The sequence below is a fragment of the Alloprevotella sp. OH1205_COT-284 genome, assembly GCF_003859795.1.
Lineage (GTDB): Bacteria > Bacteroidota > Bacteroidia > Bacteroidales > Bacteroidaceae > Alloprevotella.
Genome location: NZ_RQYI01000010.1, coordinates 14,926 through 39,102, shown reverse-complemented (window position 1 = coordinate 39,102; position 24,177 = coordinate 14,926). Strand labels below are relative to the sequence as shown.

The window sequence follows — 24,177 nt, the reverse complement described above, 5'->3', positions numbered from 1 at the left end:
CATGTCTAACGTACAGCAATATCTCGATCTCTATCGCGAGCACCGCGAACTGTTGGAGCAAAAAAGCAGTGCGCCGCTCAATGCGCCGCGTGCCGCTGCCGCCGAATATCTGGCCGATCACCCGCTCCCCGGAAAGCGCAACGAGCGATATAAATATACCGACGCCGACGCGGCCTTTGCGCCCAATTTCGGTTTGAACCTGCACCGCGCCCTTGCTCTGCGCAATCCTTATGCCTCCTGCCATTGCAGCGTGCCCGACATGAGCACCCTCGTGCTCTACGTTGTGAACGATGTGGTCTTCCCCTTTCGCGATGCCGACCGCTTGCCCGAGGGCGTGACCGTGACGACACTCAATCGCGCCGCGGAAGAATGCCCCGAATTGGTGGAACGATACTATCATCGCGCGGCAGCCGCCGAGCCGGCAAATGCACACAAACACATTGACCGCGTGGAGCGCGACGCCGTCACTCAACTCAACACGTTGCTCGTGCAAGACGGAGTTTTTGTACACATCGAGGCTGGCGTGCAACTCGAACACACTCTCCAAATCGTGTTTCTTTCCTCCTCGCGCCACGTACTGATGTCTAACCGACGCCTCCTCATCGTGGCCGAAGAAGATGCCAAGGCCGATTTCCTGCTTTGCGAACACGCCGATGCCGGCCATGGATTTCTCACCACGCAAGTTACCGAAGTCTATGCCGCCGACCGTGCCTGTCTCAATTTCTACTCTTTGGAGGAAACGCAGCCCGACAACGCCCGTTTCTCCAATATCTATGTGGAACAACAGGCTGAGAGCCGCGTTTCGCTCAATGGCATCGCCCTTGTCACGGGGTTGTCGCGCACGATGATCAATGCGCGTTTGCTCGGTGTCGGAGCCGACTGCCAAACGACGGGCGCCGTGATTGCCGACGGCCGGCAGCAGGTGGACAACAGCATCCTTGTCGATCACGTGGCCGAAGCGTGTACCTCCGACATGCTCTTCAAATACGTGCTCGACGGCGAGAGCGAGGCGGCTTTTTCGGGAAAGGTGTTGGTGCGTCCCGGTGCGCAACGCACGCTCTCGCATCAGAACAGTGCCAATCTCTGTGTGTCGCCCGACGCCCGCGTGCATTCGCAGCCGATGCTCGAAATCTATGCCGACGACGTGAGGTGCAACCACGGTTCGACCATTGGTAAGCTCGACGAAACGGCCTTGCTCTATTTGCGTCAGAGAGGCATTCCCGAAAAAGAGGCACGCCTCCTTTTGCAACATGCCTTCATCAACGACGTGCTGCAACGTGTGCAGATCGATGCCCTTCGCGAGCGGTTGTCGTATCTTGTGGAGATGCGTTTCCGCGGCGAACTTCGCCATTGCAAAAATTGCCGTCACCATTAACGGCCGCTTTATCCCATGCCTCCTCTCCGCCTTTCTCCCTCTCATCGGGCAGAGGCCGGGCGGAGGCTTTCTTTTTTTGTTTTTCCATGCTCCGATACCGTCAAGATTTTCCCATACTTTCTCGCACCGTCCACGACCGTCCGCTCGTTTATCTCGACAACGCCGCCACCACCCAAAAGCCCCGTGCCGTGGTCGAGGCCATGACGCGGCAGTACTATGAAACCAATGCCAATGTGCACAGAGGTGTTCATTTTCTCTCGCAATGCTCCACCGACCTTCACGAAGGTGCGCGCGAAACGGTGCGTCGTTTCATCAATGCCTCCTCAACGAGCGAAATCGTCTTTACACGCGGCACCACCGAGAGCATCAATCTCGCCGCTTACTCCTTGGGCGAGGCCTTTTTGAAAGAGGGCGACGAAGTGGTGATCTCCGTTATGGAACACCACTCCAACATCGTGCCGTGGCAGCTCCTGCGCGAACGGCGCGGCATCGTCATCAAGGTCATTCCCATGACCGACGAGGGAGCCCTCGACCTTGAAGCCTATCGCGCCCTGCTCTCGGAGCGAACGCGCTTGGTGAGTTGTTGCCATGTGAGCAACGTACTCGGCACCGTCAATCCCGTTCGGCAAATGGCGCAATGGGCGCACGAAGCCGGAGCATACTTCCTTGTCGATGCGGCTCAGAGCGTGCCCCACATGAAAGTCGATGTGCAGGAACTCGATTGTGACTTTTTGGCATTCAGCGGCCACAAGTTGTATGCCCCTACCGGCATCGGCGTGCTCTACGGCAAGGCCGAACTTCTCGATCGAATGCCCCCTTATCAGGGCGGCGGCGAGATGATTTCGCGCGTCACTTTCGAACGCACCACCTTTGAACGTCTGCCCTTTAAGTTTGAAGCCGGCACTCCCGACTATGTCGGAACGACGGGGCTTGCGGCCGCCGTCGATTACGTTTCGGCAATCGGCATCGACCGCATCGCGCAACACGAACACGAACTTACCCGCTACGCCATGCGGCGTATGAGCGAGATCGAAGGCATACGCTTTTTCGGACAAACGGAAGGCAAGACCTCGGTCGTGGCCTTCAACGTGGGCGACATACATCCGCTCGACATCGGCACGCTTCTTGATCGCCTCGGCATCGCCATACGCACCGGCCACCATTGTGCCCAGCCGCTGATGGCGCGTTGCGGCGTGGAGGGCATGGCGCGTGTGAGCTTGGCTCTCTACAACACGCCGGAAGAGATCGACGCTTTTGTCGCCGCTCTGCAACGTGTGGTGAAAATGTTTTGAACGGCTTTCCGCCACTCGCCTCCGTCCTCGCTTTCGCGCTCTTGAAGAGGCAACAGTTTTTCTCAAATTATAGTTTCAATCTTAAACCATTACCGCTATGCTTCTATCCACCACTCCCACGATCGAAGGCACTCCCATACGTCAGTACATGGGCGTCGTGACCTCCGAAACCATCATCGGTGCCAATTTTGTACGCGATATTTTTGCCGGACTGCGCGATTTCTTCGGCGGGCGTTCGGGGTCTTACGAGCAAGTGCTTCGCGAAGCCAAAACGACGGCTCTTCGCGAACTCGAAGACGAAGCTCGCCGTCTCGGTGCCAATGCCGTTGTCGGCATAGACTTGGACTATGAAACGGTCGGCGGCGGTGGGTCGATGCTGATGGTCACCGCGTCGGGCACGGCCGTGTTGATTTAATCTCTATTGCCAATGCTGCTGTCTTTCTGCAACGAGCAAGGGTTGGTGGAAGCCGGGTGCGACGAAGCCGGCCGCGGATGTTTGGCCGGGGCGGTATATGCCGCCGCTGTTATCTTTCCGCCCGACTATCGCAATTCGAGGCTCAACGATTCCAAGCAACTCACCGCCCGCCGGCGCAACGAGCTGCGCGAGGAAATCGAGCGCGACGCCGTGGCTTGGGCGTTAGGTGTGGTCACTCCTGCCGAAATCGACGAGATCAACATTCTCAACGCTTCGTTTTTGGCCATGCACCGCGCTCTCGACGCACTGGCCGTTCGCCCCGAGTTTGTCATCGTCGACGGCAATCGTTTTCGCCCCTACACGCCTCCCGCTGCCGAAAAGCCTCTGCCCCATGCCACTATCGTGAAGGGCGATGGAAAATATCTCTCCATTGCCGCCGCTTCGATTTTGGCCAAAACCTATCGCGACGACTACATGACCGAGCTTCATGGCGACTATCCCCGATATGGCTGGGACGGCAATGCCGGCTACCCCACGGCTGCTCATCGTGCCGCCATTGCCGCCCACGGCATCACGCCCTATCATCGGAAAAGTTTCAAGTTGCTCCGCGACGTCGATTTGCCGAAAGAGTGACCGCCCACACGGCGTTGCGCTTTACCGAACGAGCTTTCCCCGTTTTTCTACCTCTGAGCTGAAAAAATCTACCTCTGAGGTAGAAGTTTTTAGCTCAGAGGTAGATTTTTCTGCTTCCCACCTTTTTTCATTTCTCCTTCTGCCCATGTTTGCCGACGTTGTTCTACCTTTGGCCGTGCCCGGTGCGTACACTTACAGATTGCCTTCCGAATTGGAGGGCAGGGTGGTGGTCGGTTCTCGCGTGGTCGTTCCGCTCGGTGTGTCCAAACGCTACACCGGCATCGTCATTCGGCTGCACGAAAAGAGTATCCTCGACGAGCACACCCGCCTGAAAGACATCGAAGAGTTGGTGGACGAACGTCCCCTGATTTTGGAAAAACAGATTGAACTCTGGCGTTGGATGGCGCAATACTATATGTGTCATCCCGGCGAGGTAATGAAGGCCGCTCTGCCTTCGGGTTTGAAGTTGGAGAGCGAAACTCTTTTTTCTCTGACAGAGAGTGCACCGATCGAGGAAGAACGCCCGAATGCCGCCGAGAGGCAGGTAATTCGCGCCTTGGCCGGCAGAGCTAAAAAACTGGCCGACCTGCGCAAGGAAATTCCCGAGAAAGGAGTGGTGTCGGCCGTCAAACGACTCATCGACGAGGGGCGGATCGAAGTGGAAGAGCGAGTGAGCAGAGCTTTCAAATCGAAAACCGAACAGCATGTTCGACTAACCTCCGGGCATTGCAGCGAGGAGGCACTCTCGCGCTTGTTCGACGACCTGAAACGCTCGCCTCGACAACTCGACGTGCTCACGGCCTATCTCGACCTCTCTTCGACGGGTACGGCACTCGCTCTCGACAACCTCAATTTGATGCGCGACGTGAAGCGTTCCGAGCTTCAAGACCGCGTCGGCGCGGGGGCTTCCGGCGGATTGACGGCCTTGCTCAAAAAGGGCATCTTGGAAATTTTCAACGTCGAAGTGGCGCGTTTGAAAACCCATGCCGCTCTGCCCGGATGGCTCGACCGGCCGCTCAGCACGGCACAGCAAGAAGCCTTCGACGCCATCGAAGCGCAATTTCGCGAAAAGGAGGTGGTGCTGCTCAAAGGCGTCACGTCGAGCGGAAAGACCGAAATCTACACCCAACTCATCCGTCACACCCTCCAAGCCGGTCGGCAGGTGTTGTTTCTGCTGCCCGAAATTGCTCTTACGACCCAAATCACCACACGGCTCGGCAAGTGTTTCGGAGAACAACTCGGCATCTACCACTCCAAGTTTCCCGATGCCGAGCGTGTCGAACTGTGGCAGCGGCAACTCACCGAAGAGGCTTTTCCGCTCATTCTCGGTGTGCGCTCCTCGCTCTTCCTGCCTTTCCGAAACCTCGGTCTTGTCATTGTGGACGAAGAACACGAAGCTTCCTACAAACAGCAAGATCCCGCCCCACGCTATCATGCCCGCGATGCTGCCATTGTCATGGCGCGGCAACACGGCGCGAAAGTCCTGCTCGGCACCGCCACTCCCTCGCTCGAAAGCTATACGCACGCCCTCGGCGGAAAATACGGCTTCGTCCGACTCGACACGAGATACGGCGACGTTTGTTTGCCCCGCATCGTGGTGGAAGACATGGCCGAACTGCGTCGAAAAAAACTGCTCACCTCCCCCTTCTCCCCCCGGCTGCGCGAGGAGATGCACGCCGCTTTGGCGCGCGGCGAGCAAGCCATTTTCTTTCTCAATCGTCGCGGATACAGTCCGTCGCTTCAATGCAATTCGTGCGGCTGGACACCGCGCTGCCAATGCTGCGACGTTGCGCTGACCTTTCATCAAAAAATGGCGAAAATCGTGTGTCACTATTGCGGCACGGCCTACGACGTGCCCACACACTGTCCTCAATGCGAGCAAGCCGATCTTCGCGACGTCGGTGTCGGCACGGAGAAAATAGAAGCCGCCGTGGAAGCCTGCTTTCCCGAAGCGCGCGTGGGGCGAATGGACTTGGATACCACTCGCTCTCGTTCGGCTTACGAACGTATCATTCGCGACTTTCAAGAACGCCGCACCGATCTGCTCGTCGGCACGCAAATGGTGACCAAAGGCCTTGACTTCGGCGGCGTGACGCTCGTGGGCATTCTCAACGCCGACCAAATGCTCAATCAATGTGACTTCCGAGCCCATGAGCGCGCTTTTCAAATGATGACACAGGTGGCGGGAAGAGCCGGTCGGCGCGGCCGTCAAGGTTTGGTCGTGCTCCAAACCCGGCAACCCAACCTCCCCGTGGTGCGTCAGGTGGTCGAGGGTGATTACGACGGGATGTATCATCGCGAAATGGATGACCGTCGCACGTTTCGCTATCCCCCGGAAGTGCGCATCATTCACCTCTATCTCAAACACCGCGACGAGCGAAAAGTCACCGGCGCGGCACGCCTGATGGGAGAGATCCTGCGTCAGCATTTCGGTGATGATCTCTTGGGGCCCGACAAGCCTGCCGTCTCTTTCGTGCAGATGCAACATATCCGCAAGCTCCTTTTGAAAGTGTCGCCTCGCTTTACCTCCTCGTCTGTGAGAGCCACCCTGCTTGCCGCACGAAACACCCTCTTCTCCTTTCCGGCTTCGAAAGGGCTCACCGTATATTTCGACGTTGATCCGCTTTGAAAAGAGTTTTTTCTCCGATGGCTCGAAAAAGTTGAGAACCGCCTCCTTTCTGCTCTTTACTTTTTCGAGCTTTCGTCCTCCATTCGGAGGATTTTCGTTACCTTTGCACCATTCGCAAGCATGCCGCTTTGCGGAAAAACAATGCAACACATCATGAGAACCCGACAATTTCTGCTCGGTGGCGGTTTGCTGTCCGCTCTTGCCGCCGGCGCACAGACGCGCCCGAACATCATCTATATCATGTGCGACGACATGGGCTATGGCGATTTGGGCTGCTATGGTCAAAAACTCATACAGACGCCGCAACTCGACCGTATGGCAAGGGAAGGCATGCGTTTTACGCAGGCCTACGCCGGCAGTCCCGTGTCTGCCCCCTCTCGTGCCACTTTCATGACCGGCCAACACACCGGGCACACCCACGTGCGCGGCAATCGCGAGTATTGGCGCGGGCATCTCGTCAAGTCGCTCTATGGCAACAACGACGACTACGCCGAGGGTTGGGTGGGACAAGAGCCTTACGACTCGACACACGTCATATTGCCCGAAATACTCAAAGCCAACGGCTACACCACCGGACTTTTCGGCAAGTGGGCTGGCGGCTATGAGAGTTCGCATTCGACGCCCGATAAGCGCGGCATTGACGAATTTTATGGGTTTGTCTGTCAGTTTCAGGCACATGCTTATTACCCCAACTTTCTCAACGAATACAGCCGCTCGGCCGGCGACAAAGGCACGCGTCGCGTGGTGCTCGAAGACAACATCCGACACGGCATGCCGGGCAGCGAAGATTATCGACTCCGTCCGCAATACAGCGCCGATCTCATACACCGCCGCGCCCTCGAATGGATCGATAAACAAAGTGCCGAGCGGCCGTTTTTCGGCATCTTCACTTACACCCTGCCTCATGCCGAACTGTGTCAGCCCGACGACAGTTTGTTGCACCAATACAAGGGGAGACTCGAACCCGAGAAGAGTTTTCGCGGCGATGCGTTCAGCCGCTACCACGCCACCGATCGTGCCCATGCCGAATTTGCCGCCATGGTGACGCGATTGGACGTGATGGTGGGCGAAATCATCGAAAAACTCAAAGCGAAAGGCTTTGACGATAACACGATCGTGATTTTCACCTCGGACAACGGCCCCCATGAAGAAGCCGGGGCTGATCCCGATTTCTTCAACCGCGACGGTTTGCTTCGCGGCAAAAAACGCTCCACCCACGAGGGAGGAATCCGTGTGCCGTTCATCGTGCGTTGGCCGGGCAAGGTGCCTGCCGGCATCGTCAATTCGCATCCGCTCGCTTTCTATGATCTCATGCCCACGTTTTGCGAAGCGGCCGGCATCGACAACTTCCCCGAAGCCTACAAAACCAAGTCAGAAACCGTGTTTGACGGCATCTCCTTTTACAATACTTTGTTGGGACGCGATGAAGTCCAACGACGCCACGAGTTTCTCTATTGGGAATTTCACGAAACGGACATGATGGCACTCCGCATGGGAGATTGGAAACTCGTGGTCGAGCGCGGTCGCTGCCGCCTCTATGATCTGGCCGTCGATCTCCATGAAGATCGCGACCTCTCGGCAGAACATCCCGACGTGGTGCACCGCATGGCAGACATCATTCGCCGCGAACACACGCCCCATCCTCTGTTTCGCATCACACTCCCCGAAAACCTCCCCTAAATCCGACGCTCTGACGGCAACGATGGAAAAAAGAGCGAAAATTTGGCTATTCAAGCAACTTATGCTAATTTTGCCCTTGAATACATAACCCGAAAACAACGATACACCTTACCCCTATGTTAGACGTAAAGCAACTTCTCGCCGAGAGCGAAGAGCGCATGGAAATGAGTGTGCTTCACCTCGAAGAAACTCTCTCCCATATTCGCGCAGGCAAGGCCAATGTGCACATCCTCGACCAAGTGATGGTCAATTCTTACGGTTCGATGGTGCCGGTCAATAATGTGGCTGCGATCACCACACCCGATGCGCGCACCATCGCCATAAAGCCTTGGGATAAGTCAATGTTTCGCCCCATCGAAAAAGCCATCATCGACTCCAACGTGGGCATCATGCCCGAAAACAACGGCGAGGTGATCCGCCTCTCCATACCGCCTCTCACCGAGGAGCGTCGGCGCGATCTCACCAAACAATGCAACGCCGAGGGAGAAGACAGCAAGATCTCGATCAGAAACGTGCGTCGCGACGGTATCGACAAACTCAAAAAGAGCACCAAAGACGGCGTGCCCGAAGATGTGGCCAAAGATGCCGAAGGGGACTTGCAGAAACTTCATGACAAGATGATCAAACGCGTCGAAGAACTGCTTGCCGCCAAAAGTAAAGAAATCATGACCGTCTGAGCCATAGGCAAAGGCAGTCGAGTCTTTAAGGTCTTTAAGGTCTTCAACGACTTTAAAGGCCTTTATCGTTTCAACACTCGTTATCTCCACAAAACATGCACGGCACAGTCATTCGCAACACCGGCAGCAGCTACATCGTGCGTACCGATGACGGAAAACTCTTTGAAAGCCGCGTGAAAGGCAATTTCCGTCTGAAAGGCATTCGCACCACCAACCCCGTGGCCGTAGGCGACGGAGTGACGATACGCCTCGGTGGCGAGGGCGAATTGGCCTTTATCACCGCCATCGACGATCGGCGCAACTACATCATCCGAAAGGCTTCCAACCTCTCCAAACAGAGCCATATTCTTGCCGCAAACATCGATCAGGTGTTACTCTTCTTCACGATCGCACGCCCCGAAACCACCCCCACTTTCGTCGATCGTTTTCTTGCATCGGCCGAAGCCTATCGTGTGCCCGTAGTGTTGGTGTTCAACAAAATAGACGAACTCTCGCCCGATGAGCGGGAAATGCTTCGCTATTGGGAGGCGGTGTATCGGGAAGTGGGATATGAAACGTTTCGCATCTCCGCCCTCGACGGCGAAGGGGTGGAGAGCTTGCGCACGCGTTTGTACGGGAAAATCACATTGCTCGCCGGACACTCCGGTGTAGGCAAAAGTACACTGATCAATCAACTTATTCCGGAAGCCAAAGTGCGGACGGCCGAAATTTCGGACGCCCACGGAACGGGAATGCACACCACCACGTTTAGCGAACTCTTCGATCTGCCCGTTGCCCAAGGCATACCAACTGCCGGAAGTTTGATCGACATTCCCGGCATCAAAGGCTTCGGAACATTCGACATCAAACCCGAAGAGGTATCCCACTATTTTCGCGACATCTTCGCCATTGGAGCCGATTGTCGCTTTTCCAACTGCACCCACACCTGCGAGCCGGGTTGTGCCGTGATCGATGCGCTTGAAACACATCGGTTGGCTCCTTCGCGCTACACCTCTTATTTGTCAATGCTTGAAGACAAAGACGAGAGTAAATATCGGGAAGCCTATTGAGCAAACATTCCCTTTCCTGCTCTCCTTCTCTTTTCTTGAAACGTATTTATTTTTCTAATCTCAAACTCCGATACGATGAAAAACCTGTTTCTCTCTCTGCTTCTCGTCCTTCTTCCGCTCGCCGGAACGGCTCACGAGAAAAAACGTAACATTGATTACGTCAATCCCTTCATCGGCACCAGCAATTTCGGCATCTGCCACCCCGGAGCCGTTTTGCCGGCCGGTCTGATGAGCGTCAGCCCCTTCAATGTCATGGGAGGAGGTGGCAACATCTACGACAAAGATGCTCAATGGTGGTCTGCACCTTATGACAACACCAACTCCTACTTCACCGGCTACTCTCATGTCAATCTCAGCGGAGTGGGTTGCCCCGATATGGGAGCACTGTTGCTCATGCCCACCGTGGGAGATCTCTCCGTGGATTACAAAGATTATGGTTCGGGATATACTAACGAACTTGCCTCGCCCGGTTACTATACCAATCGCCTCACACGCTACGGCGTTCAGACCGAAGTCACTGCCACACGCCGTACTTCTCGTGCCCGATTTACCTATCCGGAAGGACGTGCCAACGTACTGCTCAATCTCGGCGAAGGACTTACTAACGAAACCGGTGCTACCGTTCGTTACGTTTCCGACACCGAAATTGAAGGATCGAAACTTCTCGGCACTTTCTGCTACAATGCTCCGCAGGCAGTCTATCCCATTTATTTCGTAATGAGAATAAATAAAAAACCATCGGCACGAGGTTTTTGGAAAATGCAACGCCCCATGACGGCCGAAGTGGAATGGGAAGCCAATTCGGGAAAACGTAAGCTCTATCCTAATTTTCAGCGTGAAATGTCGGGGGATGAAGTCGGAGCTTATTTCTCTTTCGATGTCGTGAAAGGAGAACGAATCGAGGTACAGATAGGCGTTTCGTTTGTCAGCATTGCTAATGCACGCCAAAATTTGGATGTCGAACAGCCGGCCGGACTGAGTTTCACCGATGTCTTGGAAAAAGCCCGCAATACATGGGAGGAAGCTCTCAATGTCATCGACGTTGAAGGCGGAACGGAAGATCAGCGCGTTGTGTTTTACACAGCCCTTTATCACCTTCAACTTCATCCCAACATTCTTCAAGATGTCAATGGAGAATATCCGGCCATGACCTCTTTGCGCACCCTCCGCACCGACGGCGACCGCTACACCGTCTTCTCCCTTTGGGATACCTATCGTTGCACGCATCAGATGTTTACGCTCCTCTATCCCGATCGGCAGATGCAGATGGTGCGTTCCATGCTTGACCAATATCGTGAGCACGGCTGGCTGCCCAAGTGGGAGTTGTTCAGTCAGGAAACCTACACCATGGAGGGCGACCCTGCCACGCCCGTCATCGTCGATTCGTGGATGAAAGGACTGCGCGACTTCGATGTCAATCTCGCCTATGAGGCCATGATGAAAGGTGCGCGCACACCCGGTGAGAAAAATCTGCTCCGTCCCGACAACGATGACTATATGCGCTATAGCTACTGCCCTCTGCGCGACTCCTTTGACAACTCCGTATCGCATGCCCTCGAATACTATGTGGCCGATGCCGCTCTCGGTCGTTTTGCTAAAGCTCTCGGACGGAAAGAAGATGCACGCGATATGGAACGCCGCTCTCTCGGCTATCGCCACTACTATTGCAAAGACTTCGGCACGCTCCGTCCGCGCACGCCCGACGGTCGCTTCTTCTCGCCCTTCGATCCCAAACAAGGGGTGAACTTTGAGCCGTCGCCCGGATTTCACGAGGGCAACGCTTGGAACTACACCTTCTTCGTGCCCCATGACATTAAAGGTCTGGCCAAGCTGATGGGCGGACAACGCCGATTTGTCGAACGTCTGCAAAACGTTTTCGACCACGGAGATTACGATCCCACCAATGAGCCCAACATCGCCTATCCTTATCTCTTCTCCTATTTCAAAGGCGACGAATGGCGTACGCAGCGGCTCACGCGCGAATTGCTCAAAAAATATTTTCACAACAACACAGCCGGCATTCCCGGCAATGACGATGCCGGCACCATGAGTGCGTGGGCAATGTTTGCCATGATGGGCTTCTATCCCGACAACCCGGCCGATCCCTCCTACACTCTCACTGCGCCTGTGTTTGATAAAATCACCATTCGTCTCGACCGTAAATGGCACGGCTGCGATTCGCTCATCATCACTGCCCCCGGAGCTGCCAACAGCGATCGTGTGCGCAGTGTTCGTTTGGGAGGAAAGAAATATGACTCATTCCGTGTGTCTCATGCCGATCTCCTTCGTGCCGGCACACTCGAATTTCAAATGCAATAGTCCCTTATGCTCATACTCCACTATCCCCAATGCGGCAGTTGCCGCAAAGCCCTCAAATGGCTCGATGAGTATCGTCCGATGCTGACCGTTGAACGTCGCCACATCGTCGAACACTCTCCTTCCGTCGAAGAACTCACCGAGTGGATCGATCGCAGCGGACTTCCCGTTTCAAAGTTTTTCAACACTTCCGGACTGGTCTATAAGGAACGGGGCTTGAAAGACGTGGTCAAAACCGCCTCTCGCGAAACGCTCATTGCCTTGCTCGCCGAAGACGGCAAGCTCGTCAAACGTCCGCTTCTTGTCACTGCAGATCGCGTGTTGGTCGGTTTCAAAGAGTCGGAGTGGGAACAACTTCCCCAAACCGATTGAGCAGCTGCCGCCGCGCGTTCAAAAGTAAGCTCCATTGTTCTTGGATTGATTTGTTAGTTCACCACAAATCAGAGACCTCTGCAAAAGCCCCTTATAAAATTGTCCAATCCGTTCTTTTTCTCGGATTGGACAATTTTGTTTGGAATATTCCGTGATTTTGACGTTTTTAGTCCTAAAAGGGCGTTTTGAAGGGTAGTGTCCGAAAAAGTGTGTAAGTTTCTCCGCCACCCCGGTTGCCCTTCTGCCTCCGTCGCGTTTTCGATGAAACCGCCCTTTTCGGTCGCTTTCTCCCCTATAATTTTGTTTTTTGTCGTTTTGCCTTCGCAAAAACGCCTTTCTTTCTGACAGTCAGCATGTTTCTTGCGAAGGCAAGTGAAGGCAAAGGTACGGAGGAATATTGTAATCCACTGAAAAACAAACCTCTGCGGTGAAAGCAAAATAGGGGTTTTGCCTTCACCTCCTTTCGCCATCGCAGCGTGCGAAATCATCCATCCCCAAGGCTGCGGAAGCAAAATGAAACAACAACAGACTGATATACAACCGCTTGAAACTTTTGCTTTCACTTTGCTTTCACTTGCCTTCGCAAACAACAGCCTTATATTCAAATGCTTAACTCGATTTGCGAAGGCAGTGAAGGCAAAAAGCAATCACAGGAATACGCGCGTGCGCGCGAGAGGAGCTGTTTTTTCGCTCCGTCGGGCAGCAGACGTTCTTACCTTTGAGGCAGAAAATCCTACCTCAAAGGTAGAATTTCCCAACTCTGAGGCAGTCGTGTTTTTCCCTCTTTCCCGATTGAAGACCGGACACCGATCGGTGCAAAAAACTCGCCCCGCCTTTTCTTTCCGAGCGAAACAAGCGAGGCGAGGTTCGGTTTTTCCCGACATCCTTTGACAAAAAGCAGCTCCGAAGTTTCCGTTTTCAAGATCATAGCCTTGAAACACGTTCACTTCGGAGCTGTCTTCCGTTTGGCGTTCGGGAGCGAAAACTTATTTTCGTTCTCCCACCAATGCGTCGATCACGGAAATGGCGGTGATATTGACAATATCTCTCACCGAGGCGTCGCAGTCGGTGAAATGGATCGGTTTGTTGAGGCCCATTTGAATGGGGCCGATGACCTCTCCGTCTTCCACCATCGACTTGATCATCTTATAAGACGCATTTGCCGACGAGAGGTTCGGGAACACCAGCGTATTGACCTCCATTCCTTTGAGTTTTGTGAAAGGATATTTTTCGTCGCGTGCCGCGCGGTCAAGCGCAAACGACACCTGCATTTCGCCGTCTATCGCCAGTTCGGGATAATCCAGTTGCAGCTCTTCCACCACCTGCCGTACAACGGCGGCACTTCCGTCGTGGTCTGTTCCGAAATTGGAATAGCTGATCATCGCAATCGCCGGTGTTCTGTTGAAGATGCGTGCCGTGGAGGCCGAGAGCAGGGCGATGTCTTTAAGTGCTTCTTTTCCCGGATGACGATTGACCAGCGTGTCGGCCACAAAAAGAATGCCTTTGGGCGTGTTGAGCACGTGCATTGTCGCAAAATGCTTGTAGGGGGCGCGAATGCCGATCACTTCTTTGGCTGCCTCGATCGTATTGGAATATTTCGACGAAATGCCGGTGATCATGGTGTCGGCATCGCCGTTTTCCACCATCATCATGCCGAAATAGTTACGTTCATACATTTTGTCGGCAGCCTCCTGCATCGTAAATCCGTCGCGTCTTCTCTTTTCCGCCAATCGGCGGGCATAAGCCAATCGTGTTTCGGCGTGTTGCCGTTCGCGCATGTCAATCACCTCCACGCCGTCGAGGTTCAGGTTGAGTTCTTCGGCGAGGTGTTTGATTTTTTCCACGTTTCCGAGCAATATCGGGTGACAAATGCCTTCTTCTTTTGAGCGTACGGCCGCTTGGAGCACATTCGGCTGTGTGCCTTCGGCATATACCACTCGTCGCGGATTTGTCCGTGCGGTGTCGATGAGGTTTTGTGCAAATTTTGTTTCCTGCCCCATCATCTGCCTCAACTGTTGTCGATAGGCTTTCCAGTCGGTGATGGGTTTGCGTGCCACGCCGCTTTCCATCGCCGCTTTCGCCACGGCCATCGACACCTCGGTGACAAGTCTCGGATCAACGGGCTTCGGAATGAAATATTCTGCGCCGAAAGTGAAGTTTCTCACGTTGTAGGCTCTGTTCACGATGTCGGGCACGGGTCGGCGCGCCAAATCGGCAATCGCCCTCACCGCCGCCATTTTCATCTCCTCGTTGATCGCGCTTGCCGCCGTGTCGAGCGCACCTCGGAAGATGTAAGGAAATCCGATCACGTTGTTGATTTGATTCGGATAGTCCGTTCTTCCCGTCGACATGATGACATCTTCTCTTGCCTCTTTCGCCGCTTCATAGGTGATTTCGGGCACGGGGTTGGCCAATGCGAAAATAATGGGTTTCTCGGTCATTGAGCGCACCATGTCTTGCGAGAGTACGTTGCCCTTTGAAAGCCCCACAAACACGTCTGCCCCCGACACCGCTTCGGCCAAAGTCGAGATGTCCGTGCGTGTGGTGGCAAACTCGCGTTTTTGTGCGTTCAGGTCATTGCGTCCCACATGAATCACACCTTTGGAATCGAGCATGATGATGTTTTCCTTTTTCGCTCCGAAAGCGCAATACAGTCGCGTGCAGGATATGGCGGCCGCTCCGGCTCCGTTGATGACGATGCGCACATCTTCGATGCGTTTTCCGGCCACGATCAGGGCGTTGATCAATCCCGCACACGAGATGATAGCCGTGCCGTGTTGATCATCGTGCATGACCGGAATGTCGAGTTCGGCTTTGAGGCGGGTCTCGATTTCAAAACATTCGGGAGCTTTGATGTCTTCCAAATTGATACCTCCGAAAGTAGGCGCAATGGCCTTTACGGCTTGAATGAAACGTTCCGGATCTTTCTCGTCCACTTCGATGTCGAAAGCATCCACTCCGGCATAGATTTTGAAAAGCAGGCTTTTCCCCTCCATCACCGGTTTTCCGCTCACCGCGCCGATGTCTCCCAATCCCAACACGGCCGTGCCGTTGGAAATGACGGCCACGAGGTTGCCTTTGTTGGTATATTTATAGGCATCGTCGGGATTTTTTTGGATTTCAAGGCAAGGCTCCGCCACTCCCGGCGAGTAAGCGAGCGAGAGGTCGGACTGTGTGCTGTAAGGCTTGGTGGGAACGACTTCGATTTTTCCCGGTTTGCCCTGCGCATGATAGGCAAGGGCTGCTTCTTTCGTGATCTTGACCATGATAGTCGGTGCTGTTTAGATTCGTGTGTTAAGATATTGAGGGCAAAAGTACGAACTTCCCTCCAATTACACGACAAAAAAGACTTTCTTTATGCTTATGGATGCTTGAGAGAGTCGAAAAATAGACGAAAGTTTCTTTTTCCTTGTATTTTTGTTGCATCTGTCTTTTCCTTCTTGCAACACGACGCTACATGCCATCCGCTGACATATAAAACTCAAAAAACGTCTTATACGCCCATTGAGCGATTCGGTTGCCGATTTGCCCTCCCACAAATTACTAATTCGGGTTTTGCTAAGCTGAATCGGAATTTATTCGTATTTTCGCAACGTTTTCACGATGATTTCATTCGCAAGTCTTTCCAATGGAGTTGTTTTTCGGCCGCTGTGCCACGATGCATCATAGATGCAAAGCTCTCCTCATTCAAACTTCCTTTTAAGCATTTCCCTACATGAAAAAACGAAATCAAGGCCTTCCTATTGCCGCTATGATGGTCGGAGGATTGCTCACTCCCTTTTTGCCCACTTCTTCGACATGGGCTGCATTCGACTCCGCCGCCGTCGGCATTCGTCCTTCTGCGACCGATGCTCTTTTAGTGATCGATATTCGTCAGCTCAATCCCACCACCGTGGAATTGCTCTTCTCCGATGGCCGAAGACTTACCGTTGATTTTTATGGCGAAAACATTTTTCGTCTTTTTCAAGACAACGACGGAGGCATCGTGCGCAACCCAACGGCCACACCGCCTGCCGACATCTTGGTGGCCAATCCTCGCAAAGCGGTTTCCCAACTGACCATTGCCAAAAGTCCCACCGCCTTCACGCTCGACACACGCAGCGTCAGCCTCTCCGTTGATCGAAAAACGGCACTCATCACCGTCACCCAAAAGCCCACCGGCAAGGTGGTGTTTCGCACCACGGCCGACGTGGCCTACGACCGTGAAGGGGTGCAACTCACACTGGCCTGCAGCGACAACGAATACTTCTACGGCGGAGGCGTGCAAAACGGTCGCTTCTCCCACCGCGGGCGGCGCATCGCCATCGAAAACACCAACAACTGGGTGGACGGCGGCGTGGCATCGCCCACACCTTTCTATTGGTCTACGGCCGGCTACGGCGTGATGTGGCACACCTTCAAACCCGGCTACTACGACTTCGGCGCACTCACCCCCGGCGAAGTCGTGTTGAAGCACAAAGAGCAATATCTCGATGTCTTCTTCATGGTCAATCTCACCCCCGAAAAGCTGCTCGGCGACTTCTATCAACTCACGGGAAACCCTGTGCTGTTGCCCAAATTTGGATTCTACCAAGGCCACCTCAACGCCTACAACCGCGACTATTGGACGGAAGCCAAAAACGGCAAGGGCTTCATGAAGTATGAAGACGGCAAATGGTATAACGAGAGCCAAAAGGACAACGGCGGCATCAAAGAGAGCCTCAACGGCGAAAACAACAACTACCAATTCTCGGCGCGTGCCGCCATCGACCGCTATCTCGACAACGACATGCCGCTCGGTTGGTTCTTGCCCAATGACGGCTACGGTGCGGGCTACGGCCAAACCTCGACCCTCGACGGCAACATCGACAACCTCCGCCGCTTCGGCGACTATGCCCGCTCCAAAGGCGTGGAAATCGGGCTATGGACACAGAGCGACCTCCACCCCAAACCCGGCATCGAACCCCTCTTGCAGCGCGACATCGTCAAGGAGGTGCGCGACGCCGGCGTCCGCGTTTTGAAAACCGACGTGGCTTGGGTTGGCTGGGGCTACTCTTTCGGGCTCAACGGCGTGGCCGACGTGGCGCAAATCATGCCCTACTACGGCAACAATGCACGTCCTTTCATCCTCTCACTCGACGGGTGGGCAGGCACACAACGCTACGCCGGCATCTGGTCGGGCGACCAAACGGGCGGCGAGTGGGAATACATCCGTTTCCACATCCCCACCTTCATCGGCTCCGGCCTTTCGGGACAGCCCAACATCTCCTCCGACACCGACGGCATCTTCGGCGGCAAAAATCCCGTGGTCAATGTGCGCGAGTTTCAGTGGAAAACCTTCACGCCCATGGAGTTGAACATGGACGGATGGGGCGCAAATCCCAAATATCCCGAAGCCTTGGGCGGTAAGACCACAGCCCTCAACCGCTGGTATTTGAAACTCAAAAGCGAGCTGATGCCCTACGCTTACACCGCGGCACACGAGGCCGTGTACGGCCGCCCCATGATTCGCCCCATGTTCATGGAAGAAGAAACTCCCTTCACCCTCGGCCGCCGCACGCAATACCAGTTCATGTATGGCGATGCCTTTCTCGTCGCCCCCGTCTATCAAAACACCGACGCCGATGCCGAAGGCAACGACCGTCGCGACAACATCTACTTGCCCAAGGGCACATGGGTGGACTACTTCACGGGCGACACCTATGAGGGCGGCTGCGTGATCAACCATTTCGACGCGCCGCTGTGGAAACTCCCCGTGCTGGTCAAGGCCAATGCCGTCATTCCGATGACCAACCCCAACAACAACCCCTCGGAGATGCGCAAGGATCGTCGCACCTACGAGATCTACTGCCAAACCGAAGCCTCCGGCAAGGAGTATGACGACGACGGCAACACGCAGGCCTACCTCGCCGGCGCACACACCGAAACCGCCATTTCCGCCCACGTTCGCAAAGACGTGCTCACTGTAGCCATTGCCCCGACCACCGGCACTTTCGACGGTTTCCTGCCCGACAAGCAGACCGAACTGCGCATCAACGTTACCGCCGCGCCGAAAAGCCTCTCGGCCAAAGTGGGCAAGAAAAGCGTGACACTGCGCCGCGCTGCCTCCAAAGCGGAATTTGAACAAGGCCAAGACGTTTGGTTCTACGACGAACGTCCCAATCTCAACCGCTGGGTGAAACCCGGCGAAGAAAGTGTCGGCGAAGTCATTAAAAATCCGCAGGTACTCGTCCGTTTGGCCGCAACCGACGTCACTCGCGACGCCGTCGAGGTCAGCGTCAAAGGCTACGCATTCTCTCCTCGCAACCGCTTCCTCAACCACCGCGGTTCACTCTCTGCCCCGCGTTTCGACGCAGGAGCTTCCGCCGCCGAGGCCTACAAGCTCTCGCTCTCGTGGAGCGCGGCGGACAATGCCGACTACTACGAAATCGAGTTCGACGGCATGCGCTACTCCCATCTGCGCCAGCCTCGCTTCTTCATCGACGAACTCTCGCCCGAAACTGCCTACGACTTCCGCCTTCGCGCCGTCAATGCCGACGGAGCGAGCGAATGGACGGACTTCCGTTTCTCCACCGTCAACGATCCGCTCGAATGGGCGATCAAAGGAGTTCGAGCCACCACCTCCGTTGCCAATCAAAGCGGACAGGACACCGACAAACTCTTCGACCGCGACACCAAGAGCACGTGGCACACGGCGTGGAGCAACAAAAACGCCGTGCCCTTTGAAATGGTTGTAGACTTGCGTGCCGTTCATCAGCTCGACCGCCTCGACTACGTGCCGCGCGAAGATGCCGGCAACGGCACCCTCCTCAAAGGCTCTTATTCGCTCTCGACCGACCGCCAAAACTGGACGTCACCCACGCCTTTCGTATGGCAGCGCAACGGCGAAGTGAAAACCATCGGCTTCGATGCCTCGGCCACCGCTCGCTACATCAGGTTCGACATCTCCGAAGCCGTCGGCAACTACGGTTCGGGACAGGAAATGTACGTCTTCCGTCAAGCCGGCACCGAAGGGTTTGTGCAAGGCGACATCAACCGTGACAAGCGCGTGGACGACAACGACCTCACGTCCTACATGAACTACACCGGCCTGCGCAAGGGCGACGGCGACTACGACTATGTATCCGTCGGCGACATCAACCGCAACGGCCTCATCGACGCCTACGACATTTCCTGCGTCGGTGTCGAGCTTGACGGTGGTGTCAAACCCTCCGAAGCCAAAGTCGGCGGCAACCTCGTGCTCACGCCCGACCGCCGCACCTACAAAGCCGGCGACATCCTCACCGTTGCCGTGACCGGAAAAGACCTCAAAGCCGTCAATGCTCTCGGTTTCGCCCTGCCCTATGATGCCGACGAACTCGAATACATCGGCATCGAAACGGAGGGCATGAAAGAGATGACCAACCTCACCTACGATCGTCTGCACTCCAATGGCACCAAGTCGCTCTATCCAACCTTTGTCAATCGCGGTCAACAACCGCTGCTCGACGAAGGTTCACCGCGCTTGTTTATCATCAAATTCCGCGCCAAGAAAGCCGGAAAATATGCCCTTCGTGCCATCGACGGACTTTTGGTCGATCGCAACCTCGGCGTGACCGAATGGAAGTAATCCCTCGCTCTCACCTCCGAAAACCGGAAAGACCGTTCCCCCATGCCTCATGTGGGGGAACGGTCTTTTTCGTTTTCGTGCGCACCGCTCTCTGCTCCGGAGAGTTCTTTTCGGGCAAAGGATTGATGAAGGAAAAATCACCGGGAAGAGAAGCAACGAGGAACTTGCGAAATTTAGGTCACTGATAGATTTTTCTACTCGTTACTCCGTTTACGCTACTCCTTGGGTAAGATGCGTTTCGACGCATCAAGGTATCTTCGGACAAGTCGAAGAAAAACCGAAACACTTCTTCGCGAAAAGCGCAACTTCCACTCCCTACCGGGATTTTTCTTCTTTTTATCTACATTACCTACACAACCTCTCCTAAATCACAGATATATAGCATATTGCGAATGTAGACAATATGGGAGATCAACTACATTCGCTGTTACAACCTACACTCTCTATCGGGAAGGCGTTCAGATGTCCGAAATCGCAACTATGTAGGCAGTGTAGGTTTCGGGCAAATCTGTCTACATTCATTCTCGTTTGTCTATCAAACACTTAACCACGTTCCGTGTATATTGATAAACCGCCTGTATACACTCGCATATCGCTGAAATTCAGTGACATGATAGGAATAGTGTATGTTTTTCGACCATTTCACGAAATGTGTGGTTTTTCGGCTGTTTCCCCGATGAAATCACCCTTTTTGGCCGTTGTCACACGCTTAGGCCGTTGCAAAAGCAAGACGACGAGAGTAGCAGAACAAAATCGAGTTACCCTCTCAAACTTCTACTTTTCAGACATTTCAAAAAGAAAAGAGCAGGCCGAAAAACGCTTTTTTGCGACGCAATTTGGTCAATCAACAAGAAACATGTATTTTCGCATACGTAATCTTAAAATCCCGAAACATTCTATTCTTACTTTTAACTAAATCATGAAAAGATTTTTTACTTTCCTTTCTCTAATGATGGGAATTTTCGCTTTGGGCATGGCTCAAAGTGATTTGCCGAAGTTCAGCACGGCGGAAAATCCCATTTACTTCCTTGTGAAGTTCAAAAACGGAAACGGTTATCTCCAAGACAATGGAGCCAACCAACAGCTCGTCACCGAAACCGAACGTAACACGGAAACACAACTTTTTGCTTTTATCGGCGAAAAAGACAATTTCGTGATGCTCTCCAAACGCGGAAACTATGTGGGCATGAAAGACGGCAAGGCCACCAACGGCGTAAACGGCAAATTCTTCTGTGCCGTGACCGACAGGACGAAAGCAACAGAGCTTGCCATTATCGAAGGCCAATCCAACGGGTATTTTGAGATTACAAAAGCCGACGACAAGGCCAATGGCATGAACCAATGGGGCGGAGGAGGCGACAACAGAAGCCTCGGACTTTGGAAAAAGGGCGACCCCAACAATCCGCTTTCCTTCATCGACCCCAACGAAATCAGCACCTATGCCGCCGTGGGAGTTAAAAACTTTGCCCCCGAACGCCAACACACCCTTTGGTACGACAAACCGGCCACACTGACCAAAGTCGCCAACATTTGGATGGAATACTCATTGCCCATCGGAAACGGACAGTTGGGAGCGAGCTTGTTTGGAGGTATCAAAATCGACGAAATACAATTCAACGAAAAAACGCTTTGGAGGGGAACGCCCAATGACATGGGCGGATACGGAAAGTATATGAATTTCGGAAGCGTATTGGTGAAGAACCTTGCCGACGATATTTTCTCGACCGACAACAGCAAACCGGCCAAAAACTATGTGAGATTTCTCGACATCGAGCGCGGTGTGGGCGGTGTGAACTTTGAAGACACCGAGGGCACACAATACACCCGACGCTACATTGCCTCCGAACCGGCCGGCGTCATCGTGGCCTACTACAAGGCCGAGGGCACAAACAAGCTCAACCTGCTCTTCTCCGTGGCTCCCGGCGAACAACTGGGCAACACCGATCCGGTCTATGCGGAAGATGGCAGCGGAACATTCCACGGCAAACTCGAAACGGTATTCTACAACAGCCGTTTCAAAGTGGTGAACATCGGCGGAACACTGAAACACAGCGCAAAAGGCATCGAAGTGAACAATGCCGACGCAGTGATGTTGGTGCTCGGCGGAGCCACCTCGTTTGACAACAAAGTGGCAACACGCACAAGCGGTAACGCACAAACCGTGGCGGAAAAGGTGAAAACTCTCGTGGAAACGGCCGCCGAGAAAAAGTGGGACGTGCTGTTCAAAGAACATGTGGACAACTTTGAAAGCTACATGGGACGCGTCAGCCTCAACATCAACAACGCCGCCTCCGGAAAAACAACGGAAGCATTGATCAAATACTACAACCAAAACCTTGCCAACAAGAACACGGCCGAAGGCTTGTTTCTCGAACAGCTCTATTTCAACTACGGTCGCTATTTGGGCATTTCTTCGAGCCGCGGCGCGAGTGTGCCCAACAACCTGCAAGGCATTTGGAACGACAAAGCCAACGCACCTTGGAACTCGGACATACACACCAACATCAACGTGCAAATGAACTATTGGCCAATGGAACCCACAAACCTTTCGGAACTCCATTTGCCGCTGTTGGACTACATCATCGACAACGCTCAATCGGCCAACTGGAAACGTGCCGCCAGCCAATATGGCAAACAAAACAAGGGCTGGACGGTGTTTACGGAGAGCAATATCTTCGGCGGTATGTCTACTTGGGGAAACAACTACTTCGTGGCCAATGCCTGGTATTGCTCGCACCTCTGGCAACACTATCGCTACACGCTCGACAAGGAGTTTTTGAAACGTGCCTTCCCCGCCATGTGGGGCTCCGCCCAATTCTGGATGGGACGCATGATCAAAGACAAGGGAAGCTCCCGATTTGGCTTCGCCCCCGACGGAACATGGGTTTGCCCCGATGAGTACTCGGCCGAACAAAACGACCACCCCAAAGAAGACGGAACGGCTCACGCCCAACAACTTGTGACCGAAAACCTCATGAACTGCCTGCAAGCCATCAACGTGCTCGGCATGGGCGAGGCCGGAGTTACGGCCGACGAGTTGGCCTCTTTGGAAAGCTACCTCAAAACAATCGACAAAGGCTTGCACATTGAAACCTACAAGGGCGATTGGGGAGGCTGGGCTTCCGGTGTCGGCATCAAAACCGGCGACAAACTGCTCAAAGAATGGAAATATGCTCCTTACAGCATTTCCAAAGACAAGGGACACCGCCACATGAGCCACCTCATGTGCCTCTATCCGCTCAGTCAGGTGGAGCCGGGCGACGGTTTCTTTGAAGCGGCCGTAAACTCTCTCAAATTGCGCGGCGACGAAGCCACCGGCTGGTCAATGGGCTGGAAAGTGAACCTTTGGGCACGCGCCAAAGACGGCAATCACGCCCACAAAATCATTCGCAACGCCCTAAAACACTCCACGGCCTACGAAACCAACCAATATGCCGGCGGTGTTTACTACAACCTCTACGACTCGCACGCGCCTTTCCAAATCGACGGAAACTTCGGAGTTTGTGCCGGCATCTCGGAAATGTTGCTGCAAAGCCATAGAGACATCATCGAAATCCTGCCGGCTCTCCCCACCGCATGGAAGTCGGGAAGCGTGAACGGATTGAAAGCCATCGGAGATTTCACCGTAAGCATCGAATGGAAAAACGGAAAAGCCTCAAAGGTAAAGATCGTCAGCAACAAAGGACAGCTGCTGAGAATTTCGACGAAAGAAAACCTCGCAAAAGTAGAGGTACTTATTGACGGAAAGGCGGCCGAAGTGGTGACAGAAGAACTGAAAGGCAATGCCGGAGAGCTTCCCGTTTTCCAAATCAAGAATGTCGGCATGGGACAAACCGTGACGATTGATTTCGATAAAATCACGGGAATAGCAACCACACCGTTTGAAACCCAAAAAGAAACGGAAATCTATGACCTGTCGGGACGTCGCACCGATGCCCGTGCCAAAGGCATCGTGATCTCCCAAGGCAAGAAAATCATGCAATAAACTTTCTCATCGCTTAAAAAGGACTGTGCCGAAATCGTTTTGACACAGTCCTTTTGAGCTTTTCGCGACATACGCGCAACGAAAATGTACACACAGACAAAAGCGTTTGAAAACCGTTTGCCGACAGTTGTCCATAGATTTGCGCAAAGCGAAATGCCATTCTCTC

Annotated in this window: 14 protein-coding genes; 13 read left to right on the top strand and 1 reads right to left on the bottom strand. The window is 54.0% G+C overall.

Features of this window, described 5'->3' with window-relative positions; genetic code table 11:
• Position 1: 1 nt before the first annotated feature.
• The 11 genes from EII14_RS04165 to EII14_RS04115 all read left to right on the top strand — a co-directional run bounded on the left by EII14_RS04165 (position 2) and on the right by EII14_RS04115 (position 13,329).
• Positions 2–1,375, top strand: coding sequence for a SufD family Fe-S cluster assembly protein (locus EII14_RS04165; RefSeq protein WP_124931305.1), 1,374 nt, complete (start codon positions 2–4; stop codon positions 1,373–1,375).
• An 86-nt stretch (positions 1,376–1,461) separates the two neighbouring features.
• Entirely contained in the window at positions 1,462–2,667 is a 1,206-nt protein-coding gene (locus EII14_RS04160) for a cysteine desulfurase (RefSeq protein WP_124931304.1), read from the top strand.
• Between the two features lie 97 nt (positions 2,668–2,764).
• On the top strand, positions 2,765–3,082 hold the full coding sequence (locus tag EII14_RS04155) for a heavy metal-binding domain-containing protein (RefSeq protein WP_124931303.1): 318 nt from the start codon (positions 2,765–2,767) through the stop codon (positions 3,080–3,082).
• Between the two features lie 12 nt (positions 3,083–3,094).
• On the top strand, positions 3,095–3,715 hold the full coding sequence (locus EII14_RS04150) for a ribonuclease HII (protein WP_124931302.1): 621 nt from the start codon (positions 3,095–3,097) through the stop codon (positions 3,713–3,715).
• Positions 3,716–3,854: 139 nt separating this feature from the next.
• Positions 3,855–6,344: a primosomal protein N' gene (gene priA, locus EII14_RS04145; protein WP_370241883.1), complete on the top strand. Its 2,490-nt coding sequence runs from the start codon at positions 3,855–3,857 to the stop codon at positions 6,342–6,344.
• Between the two features lie 153 nt (positions 6,345–6,497).
• Positions 6,498–8,024, top strand: a complete 1,527-nt coding sequence (locus tag EII14_RS04140) for an arylsulfatase (RefSeq protein ID WP_124931300.1) — start codon at positions 6,498–6,500, stop codon at positions 8,022–8,024.
• 116 nt (positions 8,025–8,140) lie between these two features.
• A complete protein-coding gene (gene frr, locus EII14_RS04135) occupies positions 8,141–8,701 on the top strand; it encodes a ribosome recycling factor (RefSeq protein ID WP_124931299.1) in 561 nt (186 codons plus the stop codon).
• A gap of 95 nt (positions 8,702–8,796) precedes the next feature.
• Positions 8,797–9,750 (top strand): ribosome small subunit-dependent GTPase A, encoded by a 954-nt coding sequence (gene rsgA, locus EII14_RS04130; protein ID WP_124931298.1) that lies wholly within the window; start codon positions 8,797–8,799, stop codon positions 9,748–9,750.
• A 75-nt stretch (positions 9,751–9,825) separates the two neighbouring features.
• Complete coding sequence (locus EII14_RS04125; RefSeq protein ID WP_124931297.1) at positions 9,826–12,069, top strand: GH92 family glycosyl hydrolase; 2,244 nt, start codon at positions 9,826–9,828, stop codon at positions 12,067–12,069.
• 6 nt (positions 12,070–12,075) lie between these two features.
• A complete protein-coding gene (locus tag EII14_RS04120) occupies positions 12,076–12,438 on the top strand; it encodes an arsenate reductase family protein (RefSeq protein WP_124931296.1) in 363 nt (120 codons plus the stop codon).
• Positions 12,439–12,951: 513 nt separating this feature from the next.
• Positions 12,952–13,329, top strand: a complete 378-nt coding sequence (locus tag EII14_RS04115) for a hypothetical protein (RefSeq protein WP_124931295.1) — start codon at positions 12,952–12,954, stop codon at positions 13,327–13,329.
• A gap of 95 nt (positions 13,330–13,424) precedes the next feature.
• Here EII14_RS04115 and EII14_RS04110 read toward each other — a convergent pair whose 3' ends face one another.
• Positions 13,425–15,704 (bottom strand): NADP-dependent malic enzyme, encoded by a 2,280-nt coding sequence (locus tag EII14_RS04110; RefSeq protein ID WP_124931294.1) that lies wholly within the window; start codon positions 15,702–15,704, stop codon positions 13,425–13,427.
• 449 nt (positions 15,705–16,153) lie between these two features.
• Here EII14_RS04110 and EII14_RS04105 point away from each other — a divergent pair, with 449 nt between their 5' ends.
• Together EII14_RS04105 and EII14_RS04100 are read left to right on the top strand one after the other, a co-directional pair.
• Positions 16,154–20,026 (top strand): TIM-barrel domain-containing protein, encoded by a 3,873-nt coding sequence (locus EII14_RS04105; RefSeq protein WP_124931293.1) that lies wholly within the window; start codon positions 16,154–16,156, stop codon positions 20,024–20,026.
• Positions 20,027–20,945: 919 nt separating this feature from the next.
• Positions 20,946–24,011, top strand: coding sequence for a glycoside hydrolase N-terminal domain-containing protein (locus EII14_RS04100; protein WP_124931292.1), 3,066 nt, complete (start codon positions 20,946–20,948; stop codon positions 24,009–24,011).
• Positions 24,012–24,177 lie beyond the last annotated feature (166 nt).

Excerpts from the sequence above, each read along its gene's own strand:
- EII14_RS04165 (WP_124931305.1), top strand. The coding sequence starts at position 2 with ATGTCTAACGTACAGCAATATCTCGATCTCTATCGCGAGCACCGCGAA.
- EII14_RS04160 (WP_124931304.1), top strand. The coding sequence starts at position 1,462 with ATGCTCCGATACCGTCAAGATTTTCCCATACTTTCTCGCACCGTCCAC.
- EII14_RS04155 (WP_124931303.1), top strand. The coding sequence starts at position 2,765 with ATGCTTCTATCCACCACTCCCACGATCGAAGGCACTCCCATACGTCAG.
- EII14_RS04150 (WP_124931302.1), top strand. The coding sequence starts at position 3,095 with ATGCTGCTGTCTTTCTGCAACGAGCAAGGGTTGGTGGAAGCCGGGTGC.
- EII14_RS04140 (WP_124931300.1), top strand. The coding sequence starts at position 6,498 with ATGAGAACCCGACAATTTCTGCTCGGTGGCGGTTTGCTGTCCGCTCTT.
- frr (WP_124931299.1), top strand. The coding sequence starts at position 8,141 with ATGTTAGACGTAAAGCAACTTCTCGCCGAGAGCGAAGAGCGCATGGAA.
- rsgA (WP_124931298.1), top strand. The coding sequence starts at position 8,797 with ATGCACGGCACAGTCATTCGCAACACCGGCAGCAGCTACATCGTGCGT.
- EII14_RS04125 (WP_124931297.1), top strand. The coding sequence starts at position 9,826 with ATGAAAAACCTGTTTCTCTCTCTGCTTCTCGTCCTTCTTCCGCTCGCC.
- EII14_RS04120 (WP_124931296.1), top strand. The coding sequence starts at position 12,076 with ATGCTCATACTCCACTATCCCCAATGCGGCAGTTGCCGCAAAGCCCTC.
- EII14_RS04115 (WP_124931295.1), top strand. The coding sequence starts at position 12,952 with ATGAAACAACAACAGACTGATATACAACCGCTTGAAACTTTTGCTTTC.
- EII14_RS04110 (WP_124931294.1), bottom strand. The coding sequence starts at position 15,704 with ATGGTCAAGATCACGAAAGAAGCAGCCCTTGCCTATCATGCGCAGGGC.
- EII14_RS04105 (WP_124931293.1), top strand. The coding sequence starts at position 16,154 with ATGAAAAAACGAAATCAAGGCCTTCCTATTGCCGCTATGATGGTCGGA.
- EII14_RS04100 (WP_124931292.1), top strand. The coding sequence starts at position 20,946 with ATGAAAAGATTTTTTACTTTCCTTTCTCTAATGATGGGAATTTTCGCT.